Here is a 19,232-nt window from a genome sequence, read left to right as displayed (position 1 = left end):
GCCCTAATGGGATCGAAGCCGGCGGATCGCTAACAACCTCCCGAGCCAAAAGCTCCGTCCGGCGAGCGCGTCCGGTCCTCTCAGACCGCGCCGTCGGTGAGGTCGGCGCGGCTGGAGTTTGGCGAGGACGCGGGCGACGTGGTTCTCGACGGTGCGTTGCGAGAGGAACAGGGCGGTGGCGATGCCTTGTTGGTGGCGCCGGTGGCGAGCAGGTCGCGGATCTGTTCCTCGCGGGGGGAGAGCCGGTTTCCGTAGCCGGCCCGGCCGCGCGGGTTGGGGGTTTTGCCGCCGCTTTCGCGCAGCAGGTGGTGGCAGCGGGCGGCGTCGGAGGTCGCGCCGAGGCGTTCGAAGACGGCGATCGGCTCGACGAGGCGCGCCCCGGTCTCGGTGCGGTCGCCGCAGGTGCGCGCAGCCCGTTCGGCGGCGAGGGCGGCGTGATAGGGCCGACCGATCCGCTTCCACTCCTGCGCGGCCTGGTCGAAGGCCGCTGTTGCCGCGTCGGGGTCGGTGGTGTGCAGCAGCAGCCCTCGGCACAGCTGTTGTTCGACGGGGGCCGCGGGGGCGTTGCGGCCCTCGGTCGCTGCCGCGTGGCGCTCGCACAACTGCTGTGCCCGGTCGGGGCGGTCCAGCGTGAGGAGTGTCTCGACGGCGGTGGATACCAGGTCCCAGGAGAGCGCCCAGGACTCCTTGCGGTCGAGGAAGCCAAGGTGGTCGAGCGGGTCGGTGAGGCGGCGCCAGGCGGCCGCAGGGTCACCTCGGTTGAGCCGCAGCCGGGCGGCGCCCGCGGCGGCAGCGGCGGTGTGCAGGTTGAGGCCGCCGCGGGCGATCACGCGTGCGTAGGCAGCGTCGGCGCGGGCGGTGAGGCCGCGGGCGGCGTCGATGTGCGCGGCCACGGTGGGCATGAGTAGCCCCCCGGCGACCACCGGGACGGCGCGGTGGTGGGTGGGAAAGGCGGCCGCGCTCGGCGTCGTCCCAGCGTCCGGCCACCCAGTCGATGACAACGCCAAGGGAATCCATGTAGACGTCGAGTGAGGTTGTCCCGGTCTGCGGAGATATGGTCCGACACTGGGCAAGTTCCATCGAAGCATCGCAGTCCTGGCCTGCGCAGAGCCAGAACATAGCGGCCGAGCCACCGGCGATCAGCAACGCCCGCAGGGTGTTCGTGTCCTCGCCCTGCCGACCGAGGCGCTGCACCTCCCCGGCAAGGCCGGGGTCAGCGGTGATGCCGAGATGATGGAGAGCTGGTCCGAAGAGGTCGGGGGTGGCCTCGGCCAGGGCACGGCGGATGGCAACGGCTTCCTGGACGGCGGCCAGGCCCTCCTCCCGCCGACCCACCGCACCGAGACCGAGACCGACGGAGAGGTCGTTGAGGGCCATGGCGAGGGCGGGCAGGCAGGCGTCCGATGAGGAGATGCTTCGCCACCGTCACCCCCACCGTCGCCGTCGGACTCATTGATCTGGTCCGAGCAGGGCCGCACCAAGCGAGCCGATGACGCGCTCTCCGGAGCGGTCGAGCAGCGTCGCCTCAAGCGCCAGGCTCTGGCCTGCGGGAAGTTCGCTGGCGACGTCGACCAGGAGCTGAAAGCGCACCGACTCGCGGGGACCGAGGCTGAGCAACAGCTGTGTCGCCCGACCATCCTCGCTGACCTGCGCACCGTCCATGTCGAGCAGGCGTACAGTCGCTGCGGCGTCGGCGGGCTCAGTCCCGAACTCCTGGGCGACCCGCTCGGCATGCCGCAGCTCGGCGGGGCCGACCCGTACAAGGAAGGGAGCCTCCTCGGCAAACGGGTTGGCTACTGTCAATGGTACGAGCGCCGGAGCGCCAGGGGCCACGGTAGCCGCCTGGAGGTTGCGCTGGGCCCAGTGCCGGTCGCCGATCGGGTCGCATACCGTACCGGCCCGGTCCTGGGGATGCGAGACTGCCGCGAGCAGGCAGATGTGTGGCGGTGCGGAGGCTGGGACGGTCGCCGTCATCGTCGGCGTGGTCGTGGATGCTGGGGCCGTACGGCTCGGCTTGACGGCGACGACCGAGGCGGCGAAGAAGTTCGGCTTGGCGAAGCCAACGGTCGGGTCCGCCCAGTACACGACGACGGTGGCGAGCGAGGCGGAGTTGCCTCCGCCGGAGTTGCGGACGGACACTTCGACGTCGAGTGGCTGCCCGGGCTGGTACGGGCTGGCCTGGATGGAGTCGCACAGGTAACTGACCACCGTGCCGGGCAAGGGTCGCTGCTGTCCGGTGTCCCAGGAGCCGTTAGGGGACAGAGGTGTGGTCCAGTATGGGATGCAGAGGTAGGGCCGGGTGTCGGGCGGTCCCTCGTGGCCTTGGCCGTCAGGCTGGCCTTCTTCGTTCATCGCAGGCTCCTACTGGTCGTCGTAGTCCAGGACGGACACATCGATCGGGTCGGTCTGGACGGAGTTGCCCGCGGTCCAGCACGGGTGGCCGAAGCCGCGGTCGGCGTCGAGGTCGAGGTTGCGGCTGCTGTGCTCGTTGGCCGCGATCTGCCCCCACAGCCCGAGCGTGACGGTGGCGGCTTGGAGGGGGGATCCGCCTTCCAGGAAGACCTCCGGGTTCGCCCCGGTCGGGAAGGGCGGAGGCTCTGTGGCCGGGTGTTCGATCGGGGACACGGGATAGCTGTGGTAGCTGGCTTCCGGGTCGGCCACCTCCCGGTGCGGCCAACCGTCCACTGCGGGTACGGCTGTGAACTGCTCGAAGAGCGGGAGTCCGGCGAGGTCGGCCGGATACACCAGGCCGGTGGAAGCCAGGAAGGTCCGCGCCCGGCTCATCGCCTCCCAGGCCTGGCCGTGGCTGTCGGAGAGCAGACCCACGAACTCCGCCGCCTGCGGCGTGGCGGCGATCGCGGTCAGCTGGTCCTGGGTCACCCCGGGATTGGTGGGATCGCGCGGATCGGGTGGATCCTTCTCGAAGACTTTGCTGAGCAGCATGTTCTTCCAGAAGGTGCAGGTGTGGTGGTTCGCCCACTGTCCGATGCACTGGATGAACGCCTGCAGCAGGTCGAAGAGGATGATCACCACGATGCCGATCCCGCAGCCCTTGGCCGTCTTGGATCCGTCCGAGCCGTCCGGCTTGTGGGAACCCGGCTCACCCGGGCCGTACTGGACGGCGACACCACCGCCGTCCTGACCGACCACGTCGACGTCCTGCGGCCGCAGTGACGGCGGCGGGGCGCCGGGGTCGCTCCACAGCGTGTTCATCCAGACCTGCCCGGGCGGCGGCGGTTCCGCCGGAAGTCTGAAGGCGTCGAGCAGTTCCAGGTGTTCGAGCAGGCGCTGGTAGCCGAGCCCCAGATCAGGCAAGGGGGCAGTGCGCGTGGTGTCGAAGGTGTTGACGAGCGCAGTGCCGATCAGGCCTGCGAGATCGGTGGGCAGCTCCGTAGTACCGGCCTGGCCGAAGCGCACCTGGTCGGCCATCGCGGTCAGGGGGAGCGCCTTGGGATGGTGCGCGGCCAGCCAGCTGCCGACCGTGTTTCGGGCCAGCCGGTCACGGTGTCGATGGGTGCGCCGCAGACCGCCGACGGTGTGCCCGAGATAGGCGGAGCCTGCGACGTTGGCACCGTACGCGCAGGCCGCGCCTACCGCGAAGGACAGCGAGCGCGCATCGCCCGCCGCTTGGAACAGCGCGCGGACGAAGGCGTCGGTGCGTCGGGCAAGTTGCAGGTTGCCCCAGTCCCACGCATCGGTGCCGAGATCTGCCTGGCGCGGATGGCGCGGTAGGTGTCGAAACGTCAGCGCGTCGGCGCGGAGCTCGTCGATCTCCGCCCGGATGCCCGCCATCTCGTTGGCGAACTCCTGCGCCCGGAGCGCGGCGGTGTTGAACCGCTCGGCCGATCCAGGATCGGCGGGGTGCTCCATGGCGCCCTCCAGATCGGCGCGGATCGCACCGAGCTGATCACACAGGGTCTGCCCCCGGCGCCACAGGTCGGCGGCCCGTCGCAGCAGCGCGAGCTCCCAGCCGTCGGCCGCCGCGTGACACAGCAATTGCTGGACGAAGGCGCCCAGCAGCGCTGGGCCAGGCTCCCGGCCGACTGCCTCCATCGCCTCACGCTGTGCGGCGGCTACCGCGGGGTCCGGGAAGCTCGCGGCACCAAGCGTGTCCACGAACGTGCCGAGCGCAACGCAGTCGCCGTGGTAGTCGAGCATGGCCAACTCCTCTCTGCGAACCGTCCTCGCCAGGGTGCACGCGTCGAGGGTCCGGCCCGCTCATCCGCCTACCGCACGTCAGGGTGATTCGGGTGCGTACCGCCGTGCCTACCTCCTTTGCTCGGCCGCACTCAGGGCAGAGGTCGCAGGCCCGTGGAGTGCCGGCCACGGCCGCGCCGTCCACGACTCTGTGATGAATGCGGCGCTCTGGCGGGCACCGCGCGCTGCTCGGGCTCACCGTCGCTGGTGCGCTGACGTCCCCGCCGCGGTGTCGAGCCCTCACGTCGGCTGGCGTCCCACCGGGGCCCGGGTTTCCGGGGCCGGCCTCGTGCCCCCCGACCGGTCCGCTCGTCGGACCCCGTGCGAGCGCACCCGACCACACCTTCGGCCGCGACCGAGCCGAGCGGAAGTGGGCCGCACCGGAGGACCCGCATCTCAACAGTGACGCCATTTTGGAACGCTCCGGCAGGGCGCCGCCATCAACCGCTCAGTCCGTCGATCGCCATGCTCCTGGGATCAGCCCCGGCACCCTCGACAGCCGTATCCGCGAGCGGTAGGAGCCCCGCAGCGTTAGCCCGCCCCCTCCGAAGGCCCAGAGAGCCCCGGGCTGATGCAGCCGAACGCCGGGGGCGTTCGCTCCCTCAACGGGAGGTCACGTTGCAGAGTCCGTGTCTTCGTCCGGGAAGAAGAGGCCCTCGATCGGTTCGCCGAACACTGCGGCGATCTTGAATGCGAGCGGAAGGCTGGGGTCGTAGCGGCCTGTTTCGATGGCGTAGATCGTCTGCCGTGACACGTCGAGGCGGTCGGCGAGGTCGGTCTGGCTCCAGCGTCGCACCACGCGCAGTTCCCTGAGCCGGTTCTTCATCGGGTTCGCGAGGTCTTGAACAGCAGGGCCGCGATCCAGATCAGGATGCTAGCGAGGAAGCTGAGCTGGACCATCTGCCGCAGGTCGCCCACCCCGGCCGCCTGGAGGAGCCCGACGGTGTAGATCGCTGTGATCAGCACACCGAAGCCGATCGCCAGGGCCTCGAGCTGGCAGCGGCGCTGGTACTCGTCCGCACGACGCAGGCCCCTGACCACGGCCCGGACGATCCACAGTCCCGGGGCGAGGTTCAGCAGCGACCAGAACAGCTTCCATGAATCCGCCGAACCGAAGAGGCCGAACTCTGCGATCAAGCTGAGCAGCCCGAGGGCGACGAGTGCTGGCAACCAGTCGAGCAGCCACGCGCGGGCACGGGCTGTGTCGCTTCGGCTCTGACGGTTCTTTGGAGACTTATCCATGCGAGAAACGTAAAGGAGACTTGTCGAAATGTAAATGGACCTTGTCAGATGGACAAGGGTGGTCGACGTTCTCAGCCTGGCTGAGCACCACCGTGGCGCCGGCGCAGAACCGTGGTCGCCCGCCACGGCCGCCCGAGGGCGGCTTCGCGGCTCCGGCCTCGATCGACGATCCGCTGGACCGCCACTGCCGGCGCCCGCCGGTAGCGCCGCTCGGCGTTCAGCAGCAGCGCTTCGGCCTGGGATTCGAGGGCGTGATCATTCGGGAAGTGATCGGAGACTGCCTGGTTGACGAATGCCACGTTGTCACTCAGGCCCGGATGGTTGTGCTCCCGCGCCAGCCGTGCCCGGTCAAGCCGGTTGACGACCGCCAGGGGCGACTCGTCCGGGGCGGGGGCTGGATGGTGAGTGGGCCAGGAACGGCCGCAACGGGTCGCCGAGGGTGACCAGCCAGGCGTGGTAGTCGGCGGTTGGCCGGGCGCCCGGTCGTGGAGGGCCCCGAGGTGGAAGCCGACGACAGCCCTGGCTCGGTCATCGGGGCCGGCATCCAGGAGGTCCACCAGCAACGTGGCGAACTCCTTGGGCAGCCGACGGCCCGGACCGGTGCGGGCGAAGACCCAGTGGAACAGCGAGTCCAGGGCCGGGCCCCCGACCCGTCCGCCTTCAGGCTCCAGCCAGCAGACCCGGACCGGACGGGCCTCCTCCGCCCACGGACCGTGCCGATCAGCCACGGCACGACCGCGGCCTCCGGGTCGCCGAGGTCGAGGCACCGGTCCCAGACGTCGCGCAACAGCAGGCAGACCGCCAGCTCCAGCCTCTCCTGCGAGCCCTGCCGCACCCCGAACACCGGCAAGAACTCGTACACAAGCTGACCGGGACATACCACGCTCGCCGTCCAAACCGCGCGCACCAAAGCCACCGGGCGCCCGGCCACGACAGCCGCCCCGCACCCGACGACGCCGCACTGCTCCCACCGACGCCGACCCGGGCCCGCTCTGCCGGCCAGCTGTACCTGCTCGGCCGCGCAGGCCATCGTAGTTGCGCAGCGGGTAAGGCAGGACAGCGCCGCACAACTGCACTGTCAATACTCGGACACCCGGATATCCATCGAAGGCGGTGGAAACGGCGCGATCCCGGAGCCGGGTGAACACGGTGGATCACTACTCCAGCTCTTGATCCACTCCGGCAGACTCCTTCGGCGGCCGGGACACCCCCCGAGGGAATCCGCGACGGGCCGCCGGGTGGGCGGCGACCTGCGATCCACCTCCCGAAGCGGTCACCCCGGGCGGGATTCGTGTGGTGAAGTACCACTCAAATCAAGGAAGTTGTTGACATTTTGCCGGCCCCTGCCCGGCCGACGCGTCCGCTGGGCCCCGGAGGTGACGTTCGTTTCCCTGCGGACTTCACACCGAGTCTCCCGACCGGACGACAGGCATGCCCGATCGACCTGAACCGGCACCGACTGGTAGGTCCCGCTGCGGTGGGTGGGGCGGTCAGCTGTCCCTACCCCGCCAACGACGAGACCGAACTGCTCAAGGTCCTCGGAGACGTTCTCGCTCTCGGTCACGAACCACTCAGGGGCATCGACCTGGCCGACGACGGGGCCGCCCTGGTCATCGCCGTTCTGCTCAACCACGGCCAGCAGCTGCTCTCCATCCCCGGTCGGGTGGTCAACCGGGCCTCCGAGGGATACCGGGGTGATGGCAAGACCGACGCCAAGGACGCGGCCGTCATCGCCGATCAGGCGCGCATCCGGCGCGACCTCGCACCTCTGCGGCCCAGCGAGGAGATGACCGCCCACGTGGTGCGGTCCCTCACGGGAGATGTGATGACCCTCAACGAGAGGATCTCGGAGACGGACAAGCTCATCGAGGGCCGGTTTCGCCGGCACCGCCACGCCGAGGTGCTCGCGAGCATGCCCGGCATTGGCACCCTCCTGGCTGCCGAGTTTCTGGCTGCCACGGGCGGCGATATGGAAGCCTTCGCCGACCCGGACCGTCTCGCGGCCTTCGCCGGCGTCTCCCCGCTGCCTCGTGACTCCGGGAAGGTGAGCGGCAACCTGCACCGCCCCACCCGCTACAGCCGACACCTCCAACGTGTCTTCTACACCTCGGCGCTGATCAGCATCCGCTGCTGCGAGGAATTCCGCCGCGGCGGTGCGGGCCGGGTCGCGCTCGCGCATCCTCGCCCAGCGCCGCTCGCGCTCGGCCCGGCAGCGCTCCCGGGTACGCTGCCCGGCGGCGGCCAGGCGCTCCGGGGTGACGCCGAACAGGGGCGCCGCCCAGTGCTCCCAGGGCGTCCAGCGACCCTGGTCCGGGTCGTAGCGGACGCGGGCGGCCCGGCCCCGGTGGCCGGTGTTCTCCAGCTCCCGATAGGTGGCCTCGGCCATACCGAGGACCGTGGCCATCCGCGCGCGGCTGCGGCTGGTGAACACCCGCAGGTGCGCCAGGCGCTCCTGGTCGACGGCACACAGGTCCGCCGGCGCGACACCCACGGCGGCGGCCAGGAGGACCAGGTGCCCCGGACGCGGCACCCGCGAGCCCGCGAGATAGAGGAACACAGCGCGCTCCGACACCCCGGTCACCCGCATGATCCGAGCCGCCGACACCCCGGCCGCCGTCCGCGCCGCACGCAGCCTCGCCGCATCGAAGCCGTACTCGGTTCCACTCACACCCACACCCTGCCCACCCCACGGCAGGGTGAACGAACCTTCGGCCGTCTCGGGACCCTGGCCCTCGGCCGGGCTGCCCGGAACTCGAAGCCACTGATCAGCCGCCCTGGGTTGGTGGGGCTCGGCTCGTCCGGCGGAACGGCGCTGCTCGGCGCAGTGACGAACCGGCCCACCTCGCCGGGGGCCCCGGGCTGGGCCCAGGACCTGGTGGGGGTTAAAGCTCCCGAGAGGCTGCGTCACGGCCCGAAAGCGCACGTTCTCACCGGTCTGCGATGGCCGGGGTTACGGTGGAATCGATCCCGGTGCGGCGCTCCTTTCCGACTATGGGGCCCCCGCGGTGATGGGAGCTGGGTATGGACGGTCTGGGTGGCGGAGCGGCCTTCTCCGGGGGGTGTGCGTTCGCGGGTCGCGAACGTGAGATGCGGGAGTTGCTGGGCGCGGCGGGCGCGGGGCGTCCGGCGGTGATCCTGGTGGAGGGGGAGGCGGGGGTCGGCAAGTCGCGGCTGGTCGCGGAGGCATCGGCGGCGCTGCGCGCCGAGGGTCGGCGGGTCCTGTCGGGCGGGTGCCATCCGCTACGGGAGCCGCTGGCCTACGGGCCGGTGATCGACGCACTACGCCGCATCGGACCGTGGCTGCCGCCCGTCGAGCGGCTGGACGTGTCGGCGGGGGCGCTGGCGCCCCTGCTGCCGGGGCTGGCCGGCGTGCTGCCTCCGACGCCGCCGCCGTCACCGCCGGATTCCCCCGGGTCAGGCGGGCAGCGGTTCCGGGTGGTGTCGGGCGTGCGGACGCTGTTGGAGGCGATCGCGCCGGCGGTGCTGGTCGTGGAGGACGTGCACTGGGCGGACGAGGCGACCCGGGAGCTGCTGCTTCTGCTCGCGCGCGACATGCCCGCCGATGCGGCGCTGGTGCTGACCTACCGGGCGGAGGACCTGCCCGGCGGCGGGCCCGTACTCGGTGCCGCGTTCCGGCGTTCACCGGGCACGGGCGGGGCCGAGATCCGGCTCGGCCCGCTGGGCGAGCCGGAACTGCGGGCGATGGCCCGCGAGGTGCTCGGCCACGAGCCGGCGCCGGCGCTGGTGCGAACCCTGCTGGAGCGCAGCGGGGGTCTGCCGCTGGTGATCGAGGAGGATCTGGTCTCCCTCGCCGGCTCGCCGCGCGGCACGGATCTCGCGGTGTTGCGTGTGCCGCGGAGTCTGGGTGAGGTGCTGGCCGAGCGCCGGGCGCGGTTGGGGCCGCAGGCGGCGGTGCTGGTGGATACGGCGGCGGTGCTCGCGGTTCCGGCCGGGCAGGCGTTGCTGGCCGACGCGGCGGGCCTGGACGAGGAGCGGGGTGAGGCGGCCCTGTTGGAGGCGCTCGGTGGGGCGGTGCTGCGGCAGGTGGGCCCGGACTCCTACGGGTTCGGGCACGTCCTCGCGCGGGAGGCGGTCTACGGCTCTCTCCCGGGGCCGGTGCGCAACCGTGTCCACCGGCGGGTCCTGGAGGTGTTGCAGACTCTCGAACCTGCGCCGCTGGTGCAGATCGCCCACCATACCCGTGCTCTGGGTGACCGGGCGGCGTGGCTGTCCCGCGCCCAGGCCGCAGCGGAACAGGCCACCGCGGTCGGCGACCACGGCACCGCCGCCACGCTCCTGCAGGAGATCCTCGACCAGCCAGGCCTCACCCCCGAACAGCTCACGCGTGCGGCCATGGCCATGGCCTTGGCCGCACACTTCCGTACCGACCACGGTGCCTCCGTCGCGGCGCTGCGTCGGATCATGCTGCTGCCCGGCCTGCCCACCGCGGCTCGCGGCCGGATCAGAGCGGCCGTCGCGACGGCACTGATCTACAAGAAATGTGATCCGGGGGGTGAGGAGGAGATGCTGACCGCCCTGTCCGAGGTGGAGGGAACCGACCCGGTCTACACGGCCAGGATGCTCGGCCTGCTGGGTCTGTCCAGGACGGGCCGGTTCTCGCTCGCCGAGCAGCGGGCCATGGTCGAGCGCGGATGGGGCCTGCCGGAGGCCGGCGGGGACCACTATGCCCAGGCGGTGCTGCACCTTGCCAGGTTCAGCCAGCTGTGCGTGGCCGCCGATCCCGCCGCGGCGAAGGTGGTGGCGGCGCTGCCCCGCGAGAGTGACGATGTGCGCGTGCTCCAGGGCACGGTGTCCTTTCTCGGCATGAGTGTCGTGGGCGCGATCGCCGTCGGCAACGACGCGCGGGCAGCGGCGGCGCTCGCCGAGGAGAGCGCGATGGCGGCACGTACCCACATGCAGATGATGGACCCGTACAGCCACTCCTTCCAGGTCATGCTCGATTGGCAGGCCGGGCACTGGAGCGAGGCCGAGCGGGGCCTGGCCGCCTTCCACGAGCGTCATCCGGACAGTCCGCTGGACGCGGGTGGCTGGCTGGCCACCGTCCGGGGCCTGATCGCCGCCGCCCGTGGCGGCACCGCCCAGGCCGCTACCGCTTTCGAACAGGTCCTCACCCGCGAGGGCCTGCACCTGGAGGCGCTCGGCGCCGCCGCCGGCGCCGCCCGCCTCCACCTCAACCGAGGCGACCCCCAGGCCGCCTGGCGTACCTTGACCGGCCCGCTCGACTTCCTCGCCTTCCTTGACCGCAAGGAGGCCTGGACCCACGCCTGGGACCTCGTCCCCACCGCCGTCGAGATCCTCCTCGCCCTGAATCGCACCGAGGAGGCCGAGGCCCTGACCGCGCGCCACGCTACCGAGACCGCGGGCCGGGACGCGCCCGGCGCCGTTGCCGAACGCCACCTGTGCCGCGGCCTGCTGCTGCGCACCGGCGACCCCGACGCCGCGATGGCGGCCTTCGATCTCGCGGCCGCACGATGGAGCGGCATCGGCCGCCCCTACCGGGCCGCCCTCGCCGCCGAACGCGCCGCCCGTACCCGCACCGACCCCGCCGAGACCGAGGCGCGCCTGACCGGGCCGATCGCCACGTTCGAAGGCCTTGGTGCGGCCTCCGACGCGGCCCGCTGCCACCGCCTGCTGCGCGAACTCGGCCGGCTGACCTTCAACCCGCGCGGCCGGGCCGGCTACGGCGACCGGCTGTCCCCCCGCGAGGAACAGATCCGCGACCTGCTCGCCTCCGGCGCCACCAACAAGGACATCGCCGCCGCCCTGTTCCTCTCCACCCGCACCGTCGAGAACCACGTCGCCCGCATCCTCGCCAAGCTCTCCACCACCCGCGCCGGCCTCACCCACCCACCCGCCTGAACCCGGGCTTCATTCACGAGTCGCGGGTAAGCGAGGGTCCGCTTGTCATGCCGGGAGGCACTCGCGGGTCGGAGGCCTCTGCGGGGCCGCCAGCCCGGCCTACCACCGCGGTGCGGCGCCCGCCAGCACGGCGTCGTGCCTGGCGAAGGAACTCCCCCCGACACCCGGCACAGTCCCGCTTCCGGGCCAGGCCGCCGCGTCCGCCGGCCCGCGCGGGCCGGCGGCTCCGACGTCGAGGCCCCCGCGGTTCACGACGGCGCCGACACCAATGAAGCGGAAGTCCGTCGGCTCGCTGCGCATCTGCAAGCGGACGCCTCACCGGTGGTAGGGCCCCGCGCGCAGTGGCGTCCGCGGCCACTCGGGGTGCGCCGGGGGAGGCCAGGCGCTCAAGAGGGCGCCGGGTCGGGCGGGTCATGGCGGTCATCGGACCGACGGGCTTGTCCCGGCGGGCCCGGCGGCGGTGGTGGTCGGTCGCGGTGGCGAGGGTTCGGCCGCAGTGGCCGGTTCGATGGCTGGGAGGGGGTCCGGTTCGGCGTCGGTGCGGGGGCCGTCCTCGTGCAGAGCGCGGGTCTCGGCCTTGAGGATGCGCATGGAGCGGCCGAGGCCGCGGGCGAGGTCGGGGAGCTTCTTGGAGCCGAACAGGAGGGCGATCGCCGCGACGACGAGGAGCAGGTGCCAGGGTTCGAGGGCGTTACGGAGCATGGTCGGCCACCGGGTCCTTCCGGGTGGTGGGTGGGTGTGGGCGGGGCAGCATCGGTGTCCGGGGCGCCGGCCGGGGCCGGGTACCGACGGGCCCCACCCGGTCCGTCGGTGCCCGGAGTCTTGAGGAGGCACGCGGGCCTCGGCCGGAGCGGCCGGCCCTGATCGCAGGCGGGAGGAAGCGGGCCCGCACACGGGCGGTGCGGTCGATGGGGGCCGCCGGCGGTGGAAAGCGTGTGGGTGGGTGACGGCCGGCTCGGTGGACCCGGCCTGGATCTCTAAGCCGCGACTGATGGTTTACCGCGCGGTCTCGTCGAGGCCTACACCGCCGCGACCGGTGGTGATGCCGTCACCCTGGCTGTTGGCGGGGACACGATGGCGCCGGCGGCGGGCATACCGCGCGGCACCGATCCGTGGCCGGAAGGACGAGAACATTCCGCTCACGGATACGCCCGGGAATGAACGGAGTACAGGTAGGGCGTCGCAGTGCCGGCCCGGGATCGGAAGGTCCTGCGATGTGGAAGGAATTTATCCGATATACGAAAGCATGACCAGGGCTTGACGCGACCTATCCCGGACAGACCTTCCCGCCCACCGATCGCGGCACGTACCGTCGCCCCCCCTGGGAAGGGCGACCGGGGCCGGGCACAGGGCCTGGGCATCCCACACACCGGCCTCCACGCCCCGGTTCACCCGTGGGCCCGGAGGGTGCGACCGACGGCAGCGCACGGCACGGCGAACCCCACGCGCGGGGGCGCCGACGCCCCCTGGGGGCCGGCAACACGACCGCCCGGCCGGCCGGCGCGGTCGGCGACGGGGACCGACAGGCGCCCCCTTCCCGGACGAAGCGCGGGACGGTCCGTCAGAACCGACCGGAATGCGGCGTACGCCGACCCGGTCGGCGGAGATCCGGTTTCACCGGGAAATGGGACGGCAACACCCCTGGCATTCATTTCGTATATCGCATATGTTGCGTCCACGGTTCCGGCAGTTGCGCCGACGTTTCGACACCGCGCCGCTTCGGAGCCGGATCGCCACCGGCCCTCCCCGCCCCGCACGTACCGGGACGGACCGGCCGCAGCCCGTCGCACAAGGAGACCCACGCCGTAGCACCACCGCGCCCAGACTCACCGTCATCTCCCTGACAGCCGCTTCCGCACCCGCCGGCCCGGGCCTATCCCCCGACGGCAGACCCCGGAACCGGCCGGCCCGGCCACCGTCGAGCCCCGAAGCCCCGTGGTGCGGACCCCGATCGCCCCCACGGTCCGACACCGCGAAGCACCGAGCCCCCGGACCGCACCCACCCACCCACCGGCCAACCTCACACTGCCGCTCCCGGGCACCGCACCGACCAACCGGTCGCCCGCCCGGCGCGCCACAACACCCCTCCCCTCCCGAAACCGGCCGCACCCCCGCAGCCGGCACCGGCCAACCTCCAACCCCCGCCACACACCCGTCCCCCACGGAGCAAAACCATGTCCAGACCCGAACCCCACGGCATCAGCCGCCGATCCATCCTGCGCGGCGCCGCCGTCGCCGGCGCCGCAGCCGCCGCCTCCCCGCTGCTCAACCTCGCGACCGCCGGCCCCGCCTTCGCCGTCGGCGACCCCGCCCCGGCCCCCGACGGCACTACGGGCAGCTACACCATCCGCTTCGACCAGGCCGCCAAGCAGACCATCAAGGGCCTGGGCTTCGAGATCCAGTCCGACTCCATCGCCTCCGGCAACGCCGGCCTGCCCACCGAGGCCACCGGCGTCCCCTACGACCTCACCACCAGCGAACGCACCCGCTTCTACCAGCAGATGCTCAAGGCCGGCCGCAGCGACCACGGGTTCCGCTACTGCCGCCTCGCCCTCGGCCTCTACCACCGCGGCGTCGACCCCACCGGCAAGTACTTCATCGACCGCTACGCCGGACAGACCGCGCTGCTCGCCGACATGATCCAGCAGGCGGGCATCGAAGGCGTCTCCGCCGAGTACTGGTCACCCGCCCCCGCGTGGAAGGCCAACAACTCCCTGATCGGCCGAGGAGCCACGCTCGCCTCCTTCACCCCCGCCGCACTGAGCGCGCTGGGTGACGCCATGGTCGCCGACCTGAACTACCTCTCCTCCCGGAACGTCCCGATCTCCATGTGGGGCCTGCAGAACGAGCCGTCGGCCCTGGCCGACTACTCCACCTGCTACTACACCGGTGACAACTACCGCAAGACGTTCCTCGCCGTGGCCCCCAAGATCAAGGCCGCCTATCCGAACGCCATGATCCACGTCGCCAGCCAGGACGGCTGGGACGGCAAGCAGGGCTCAACGATCAGGAACACCCCGGCGGCCAACGCCCTGGTCGACGCCTGGACCTACCACCGGATCGGAAAGGACAGCACCGAACAGATCACCCGGAACTTCACCACCGGCGCAGACGGCAGGCCCGTCTTCAACAACGAGTTCGAGTACCTCAACAACGAATTCACTCCCGAGTTCCAGTGCATCAACACCGCCCAGTCGATCATGAACTGGATGACCTTCCAGAACTCCCCCACCTGGTTCTGGCTGCACGCCCTCAAGCCCACCACCAACTCCGAGTCGCTGGGCTACGGCCTCGGCTTCTGGCGCCCGCCGAGCGACACCAACTTCTCGCACTTCCCGAACATCCCCGCCGGACACTGGGACTTCAACCCCCGACACTGGAACGCCGTCAACGGCTTCCTCAAGTACATGCCCTGGGACTCCGTCCGCTACGGCGTGGACAAGCCGCTCGCCGGCGACGGACTCCCCTACCGGGACCACCGGATCATGGCCTGGAGGACCCCTGCCGGAAAGCCCGTCCTCGTCATCACCAACCGCAACCCCACCACGCCCTTCACCTACACCATCAACACCCAGACCGCCGGCGCCTTCCAGGGAATCCGATTCGGACCCACGACCAACAACCAGGGCATCGAAACGAAGACGGGCCCGACCCTCACCATCACCGTCCCGCCCCGCTCCATCGAGTTCTGGATCGGGCCCGCCTGACACCCGACCACCCATCGAGGGCGGCACCACCACCCGGCACGCCGCCCTCGACAACCCACCCCCGAGACCCGACCGTGGAGAGCAACCGGCAGGCGCAGGCACAGCCTCACGGCCCTCGCGCCGTCGATTCCGGCAATCACTCGTCCGCGATCACACTCGTGGCCCGTGTCAAGACATGCGGGCCACGATCATGGCGGCCCGGCGCCTTCGGGCAGCCTCGGCCACCTCGGGGCCGACACCGGAAGCGGGCACCGGACAAGCCCGCGGCCTGCTCCGGGGTACCTCGCGGAGGCGCCCGACGGGCGGACCCGGGGAACGCGACACCCTGCCGGCTCAGTAGGAACACTCGACCTCGTGCACGGCCTGGGAGCCGATGTGGGCGCGGAGCGCGTCCGCGGCCGCCACCGGGTCGCGCCGGCGCAGCGCGTCCATGATCACGTCGTGCTCGGTGACCACGGAGCGCCAGTCCCGGTCGCCCATCGGTACGGTGACGCGGTAGCGGCGGATGGTGAGCAGCAGTTGCTCGGTGAGGTCGTGCAGGACGCGGTGACCCGCGCTCTGGGCCAGGGTCTGGTGGAAGCGGGAGTTGAGTTCCGCCATCTTCTCCAGTGTGCCGGCGTCCAGTGCGTCACGCATTGCCTGCCGGGTGTCCTCGAGTTCGGCGAACCGGGTGTCGTCCATCCGCTCGGCCGCGAGCTGGGCGACCAGCGTCTCGATGGTTTCGCGGGCGAGGAAGACACCTCGCATCTCGGCGACGTCGATCGGCGCCACGGTGGCACCCGCGTGGATCCGTGAGACCAGCAGTCTGTCGGCTTCCAGTCTCTTCACCGCTTCGCGGATGGGGGGCTTGCTGATGCCGAGCGTGCGGGCCAGCTCGTTCATGTTGATCCGCTCGCCGGGTTTGAGTTTCCCTTGGACGATGGCGTCGCGCAGGCTCTCGTAGACGGCGTCGGTCTTGCTCTTCGCGGCGGGGTCCCGTTCCGCCCGGCTTTGCGGTGCTATCACGATCTGAGTCCTCTCCCGGCCGGTTGCGCCGCCCCTCACCTGAGGTGTTGCTCACTCGTCCGGGGCGGTCCATGCTTCGGCGATCGCGCGGGCGACACCCGGTCACGGCGGTGTGGTGAGCGTCCTGCCCGCCCTCGCGGGCGGGCCCGGCTCGGACCACTGCGGACTCACCGCCGGCGCCGTCCGCCGTCTCCGCGCCCCGGCGCTGCCGTGCCTCGATCGCGGGGCCGGGGATGAGAGGAGCCGGAGTACCGGGCCGAGGTGGACTCGCCCCCCGACCGTCCGCCGGAAGGTCTCCCTCCGCGGCTTCGGAGTACCCGAAATGTATGTGATATACGAAATAAGGGTCAAGGGATTGCGGCGAGTTTGCCAAGCGCAATTCGGCGGGCAAGCACCCGGAAGCCGTCGCCTTCCGAAGAGCGGGGTGCATCTCCGCCGGTCCGGCACAGGGCCGGTGTCTCGGCGACAGCAACAGGACGCCACGTCGTCTCGTCGACGCAGGCGCCGGGCCGTCGTCGGTGTTGGGATGGCCGGAGAAGTCCGCGAAGGCCTGGAGGCACTGGAAGCCGTGACCCTGTGGGTGACGCCCTCCCCGCGTTCTGTCGCACCGCCCAGGGGTGGAAGTCACCGGGCCGCAGGCGGCCCGTCCGGGCCAGGCGGTGACGCCGGGGTCAGGTGTCGGCGGTGGGCGGCTGTCCGGCGTCGTGGCGAAGCTGTTCGTTGATGCGCAGGGCTTCTTCGAGTTGGTCTTCGAGGACGATGATGCGGCAGGCGGCCTCGATGGCGGTGCCCTGGTCGACGAGGTCGCGGGCGCGCATGGCGATGCGTAGTTGGTAGCGGGAGTAGCGGCGGTGGCCGCCGTCGGAGCGTAGCGGGGTGATGAGGCCCTGGTCGCCGAGGGTGCGCAGGAAGCCGGCCGTGGTTCCGGTCATGGCGGCGGCGCGGCCCATGGTGTAGGCGGGGTCGTCGTCGTCGAACGAGCTGACGATGTCGGAGGTGTTCGGTGTGCGGGGCGGGTTGGTGGACGTGGTCGCTGCACCTCTTCCTATTCCTGGTACGGGAACGCGTCGAGGGGCCAGGGCGGTGTCGGTGAGCTGAGCGGTGAGCGCGGTCGTGCGACGCGCGTGGCGGGACGTCAAAGCCGGGATCTGCTCGGCGAACGTCCGCCCCGCAACGGTCGTTGCCGCCTACGAGACGACGCGCCCTCAGGTCCAACCGAACCCGCCGACCCGCGACCGGACGGTCCGCAAGACAGCGCCGGTAGTAGCAGTGCAGCCGCGATGATCTCCGCTCGCACCCCGGGCAGACGGCCTTTGCCGCCACCGACCGCAAGGCGAGACGAACCTCACTATCCCCAAGGACCATCTCCTCGACCTCAACACCGATTCCCGGGAAGAGAAGGTCCGCCACACGCACCGAATCCATCACGCCGAGGTCATGCCCACCACCCGATCACGGTCGACACGGAACCCTCAATCAGCGGCAGAGCCCAGAAGTTGAACCAGAACCGAATCTCGGCGAGATCCACTCCCTCCACACTAAGGCGCTCCCGACCCCGAGCAGCAAACGCTCTCGCAAACTCATCACCAGGCCAGAGATGAGATCGCGAAGCTCTTCCGCCGCCTCCTCGTCGTTGTCCTCGTCTCCGTCCGAATGGAACGGGTCGCGTTCGATCACCGCGGCCACGCGCCGGTTGAAGGAGTCGAGATAGCTGTTGACGTGCCGAGCCCCTGCTGAATCAATCGTGGGAAGCTGCATCATGTGACCGGTGGCAACGTCGACGTGGACGAGCCGGAGGCGGTCAACGGGCTCCCGGTGGAGTTCGCGGACCCACGGCGCGGACGGCCGCAGCGCGGCCCTCGCCGGACCGCGCCCGAACCGTGACGCCGGCTGTGAGCGTCAGAGCCTCACCAGCGCGTCGCGGGTCAGGTCGGCCACCGTGGGGTAGCCGTCGACCGCCATGATCAGGTCGGCCTCGGCGAGCAGGGAACGCAGCACGTGGACGATACCGTCCTCGCCGCCGAGCGCCAGCCCGTACGCGTAGGGTCGTCCGATGCCCACCGCCGTGGCGCCGAGGGCGAGTGCCTTCACCACGTCCGCGCCGGTGCGCACGCCGGAGTCGAAGAGGACGGGCAGGCCGTCGGCGGCCTCCGCCACGGCGGGCAGCGCCTCCAGGGCGGGCAGGCCGCCGTTGGCCTGGCGACCGCCGTGGTTGGAGCAGTAGATCCCGTCGACGCCGCCGTCCCTGGCCCTGCGGGCGTCCTCGGGGTGGCAGATTCCCTTGAGGATGATCGGCAGATCGGTGAGTGAGCGGAGCCAGGGAAGGTCGTCCCAGGTCAGCGGGTTGCCGAAGATCGTGACCCACTCCAGGATCGCCGCGCCCGGGTCGTCCTCGGGTGCCTTGGCGAGCCGGGCGCGGAAGACGGGGTCGGTGAAGTAGTTCGCCAGGCAGTGGCCCCGCAGCTGGGGAAAGTTGGAGGTGCCCAGGTCACGCGGGCGCCAGCCCGTGACCCAGGTGTCAAGTGTCACGACGAGGCTCTTGAACCCTGCGGTCTCCGCGCGCCGGACCAGGCTGGCGGCCAGGTCGCGGTCGGTCGGGGTGTAGAGCTGGAAGAATCCCGGGGTGTCGCCGAACCGGTCGGCGACCTGCTCCAGCGGGTCGGCGGTGAGGGTGGAGGAGATCATCGGAACGCCGGTGCGGGCTGCGGCCCGGGCGGTGGCGAGATCGCCGTGGCCGTCCTGCGCGCACAGTCCGATCACGCCGACGGGGGCCATGAACAGCGGCGAGGGCAGGGTGTGGCCGAACAGGTCCACCGAAAGGTCGCGGCGGGTGGCGCCGACCATCACGCGGGGGTAGAGGCCCCACCGTTCGAAGGCCCGGACGTTCGCGCGTTGGGTGTGCTCGTCCCCGGCACCGCCCGCCACGTAGGAGCGGACGGCCGGAGGCAGCGCCGCCCAGGCCCCCGCCTCAAGTTCCGGGTACGTCGTCGGCAGCGTGGGCAGGACCCCGCGCAGGCCGTCGAAGTAGATCTCGTTCTGGTAGTCGCCGTACTGTTGGGTCACGGTGCTCGGCCTTCCCTCGTGGTTGCTGATCGGCTCCCGCGCCGCCCGCTCGGGCGGTCCGAGCCGTGTCCGAACCAGCGGCCGGTGACACGGCCTCGGTGGCCGAGGCACGCCGTGTGACGCGTGCAAGAAGCCGGT

General features: G+C 71.2%; 14 protein-coding genes and 1 pseudogene. 4 read left to right on the top strand and 11 right to left on the bottom strand.

Features of this window, described 5'->3' with window-relative positions; genetic code table 11:
* Positions 1–80 precede the first annotated feature (80 nt).
* Complete coding sequence (locus tag ABZY91_RS05960; protein WP_355400091.1) at positions 81–902, bottom strand: hypothetical protein; 822 nt, start codon at positions 900–902, stop codon at positions 81–83.
* 328 nt (positions 903–1,230) lie between these two features.
* Here ABZY91_RS05960 and ABZY91_RS05955 point away from each other — a divergent pair, with 328 nt between their 5' ends.
* On the top strand, positions 1,231–1,407 hold the full coding sequence (locus ABZY91_RS05955; RefSeq protein ID WP_355400089.1) for a hypothetical protein: 177 nt from the start codon (positions 1,231–1,233) through the stop codon (positions 1,405–1,407).
* Positions 1,408–1,449: 42 nt separating this feature from the next.
* On the opposite strand, the gene ABZY91_RS05950 is transcribed toward ABZY91_RS05955, so the two are convergent.
* From ABZY91_RS05950 to ABZY91_RS05930, 5 genes are all read right to left on the bottom strand, one after another.
* A complete protein-coding gene (locus ABZY91_RS05950) occupies positions 1,450–2,352 on the bottom strand; it encodes a hypothetical protein (protein ID WP_355400087.1) in 903 nt (300 codons plus the stop codon).
* Positions 2,353–2,361: 9 nt separating this feature from the next.
* Complete coding sequence (locus tag ABZY91_RS05945) at positions 2,362–4,158, bottom strand: hypothetical protein (RefSeq protein ID WP_355400085.1); 1,797 nt, start codon at positions 4,156–4,158, stop codon at positions 2,362–2,364.
* 652 nt (positions 4,159–4,810) lie between these two features.
* Positions 4,811–5,023, bottom strand: a complete 213-nt coding sequence (locus ABZY91_RS05940; RefSeq protein ID WP_355400083.1) for a helix-turn-helix transcriptional regulator — start codon at positions 5,021–5,023, stop codon at positions 4,811–4,813.
* Complete coding sequence (locus ABZY91_RS05935) at positions 5,020–5,439, bottom strand: hypothetical protein (RefSeq protein WP_355400081.1); 420 nt, start codon at positions 5,437–5,439, stop codon at positions 5,020–5,022. The genes ABZY91_RS05940 and ABZY91_RS05935 overlap by 4 nt, the downstream gene beginning before the upstream one ends.
* Positions 5,440–5,510: 71 nt before the next feature.
* On the bottom strand, positions 5,511–6,167 hold the full coding sequence (locus tag ABZY91_RS05930) for a hypothetical protein (protein ID WP_355400079.1): 657 nt from the start codon (positions 6,165–6,167) through the stop codon (positions 5,511–5,513).
* Positions 6,168–6,946: 779 nt separating this feature from the next.
* Between ABZY91_RS05930 and ABZY91_RS05925 the strand changes: the two are divergent.
* Both ABZY91_RS05925 and ABZY91_RS05920 read left to right on the top strand, forming a co-directional pair.
* Positions 6,947–7,567, top strand: a pseudogene (locus ABZY91_RS05925) (transposase); the annotation flags it as partial.
* A gap of 893 nt (positions 7,568–8,460) precedes the next feature.
* Positions 8,461–11,319: an AAA family ATPase gene (locus ABZY91_RS05920; RefSeq protein WP_355400077.1), complete on the top strand. Its 2,859-nt coding sequence runs from the start codon at positions 8,461–8,463 to the stop codon at positions 11,317–11,319.
* A gap of 420 nt (positions 11,320–11,739) precedes the next feature.
* On the opposite strand, the gene tatA is transcribed toward ABZY91_RS05920, so the two are convergent.
* On the bottom strand, positions 11,740–12,021 hold the full coding sequence (gene tatA, locus ABZY91_RS05915; protein ID WP_355400075.1) for a Sec-independent protein translocase subunit TatA: 282 nt from the start codon (positions 12,019–12,021) through the stop codon (positions 11,740–11,742).
* A gap of 1,472 nt (positions 12,022–13,493) precedes the next feature.
* Between tatA and ABZY91_RS05910 the strand changes: the two genes are divergently transcribed.
* Complete coding sequence (locus tag ABZY91_RS05910; protein ID WP_355400073.1) at positions 13,494–15,026, top strand: hypothetical protein; 1,533 nt, start codon at positions 13,494–13,496, stop codon at positions 15,024–15,026.
* 333 nt (positions 15,027–15,359) lie between these two features.
* On the opposite strand, the gene ABZY91_RS05905 is transcribed toward ABZY91_RS05910, so the two are convergent.
* The 4 genes from ABZY91_RS05905 to ABZY91_RS05890 all read right to left on the bottom strand — a co-directional run bounded on the left by ABZY91_RS05905 (position 15,360) and on the right by ABZY91_RS05890 (position 19,094).
* The gene (locus ABZY91_RS05905) at positions 15,360–16,031 is read right to left on the bottom strand and encodes a GntR family transcriptional regulator (protein ID WP_355400071.1); all 672 of its coding nucleotides are present in this window, start codon (positions 16,029–16,031) and stop codon (positions 15,360–15,362) included.
* 671 nt (positions 16,032–16,702) lie between these two features.
* Positions 16,703–16,981 carry a MerR family transcriptional regulator gene (locus ABZY91_RS05900; RefSeq protein ID WP_329950677.1) on the bottom strand — a complete coding sequence of 93 codons (279 nt, stop codon included), beginning with the start codon at positions 16,979–16,981 and terminating at the stop codon, positions 16,703–16,705.
* Between the two features lie 526 nt (positions 16,982–17,507).
* The gene (locus ABZY91_RS05895) at positions 17,508–17,792 is read right to left on the bottom strand and encodes a hypothetical protein (RefSeq protein WP_355400069.1); all 285 of its coding nucleotides are present in this window, start codon (positions 17,790–17,792) and stop codon (positions 17,508–17,510) included.
* A gap of 138 nt (positions 17,793–17,930) precedes the next feature.
* A complete protein-coding gene (locus ABZY91_RS05890; protein ID WP_355400068.1) occupies positions 17,931–19,094 on the bottom strand; it encodes an alpha-hydroxy-acid oxidizing protein in 1,164 nt (387 codons plus the stop codon).
* Between the last annotated feature and the right edge of the window lie 138 nt (positions 19,095–19,232).

Source organism: Kitasatospora sp. NPDC002965, assembly GCF_040611255.1.
GTDB lineage: Bacteria > Actinomycetota > Actinomycetes > Streptomycetales > Streptomycetaceae > Kitasatospora.
This window is presented reverse-complemented; position numbering and strand designations above follow the sequence as displayed.

Coding starts and splice junctions, on each gene's coding strand:
- ABZY91_RS05935 (WP_355400081.1), bottom strand. CDS start 5,439: ATGGATAAGTCTCCAAAGAACCGTCAGAGCCGAAGCGACACAGCCCGT.
- tatA (WP_355400075.1), bottom strand. CDS start 12,021: ATGCTCCGTAACGCCCTCGAACCCTGGCACCTGCTCCTCGTCGTCGCG.
- ABZY91_RS05910 (WP_355400073.1), top strand. CDS start 13,494: ATGTCCAGACCCGAACCCCACGGCATCAGCCGCCGATCCATCCTGCGC.
- ABZY91_RS05900 (WP_329950677.1), bottom strand. CDS start 16,981: ATGGGCCGCGCCGCCGCCATGACCGGAACCACGGCCGGCTTCCTGCGC.
- ABZY91_RS05950 (WP_355400087.1), bottom strand. CDS start 2,352: ATGAACGAAGAAGGCCAGCCTGACGGCCAAGGCCACGAGGGACCGCCC.
- ABZY91_RS05955 (WP_355400089.1), top strand. CDS start 1,231: ATGATGGAGAGCTGGTCCGAAGAGGTCGGGGGTGGCCTCGGCCAGGGC.
- ABZY91_RS05895 (WP_355400069.1), bottom strand. CDS start 17,792: ATGATGCAGCTTCCCACGATTGATTCAGCAGGGGCTCGGCACGTCAAC.
- ABZY91_RS05920 (WP_355400077.1), top strand. CDS start 8,461: ATGGACGGTCTGGGTGGCGGAGCGGCCTTCTCCGGGGGGTGTGCGTTC.
- ABZY91_RS05960 (WP_355400091.1), bottom strand. CDS start 902: ATGCCCACCGTGGCCGCGCACATCGACGCCGCCCGCGGCCTCACCGCC.
- ABZY91_RS05940 (WP_355400083.1), bottom strand. CDS start 5,023: ATGAAGAACCGGCTCAGGGAACTGCGCGTGGTGCGACGCTGGAGCCAG.
- ABZY91_RS05945 (WP_355400085.1), bottom strand. CDS start 4,158: ATGCTCGACTACCACGGCGACTGCGTTGCGCTCGGCACGTTCGTGGAC.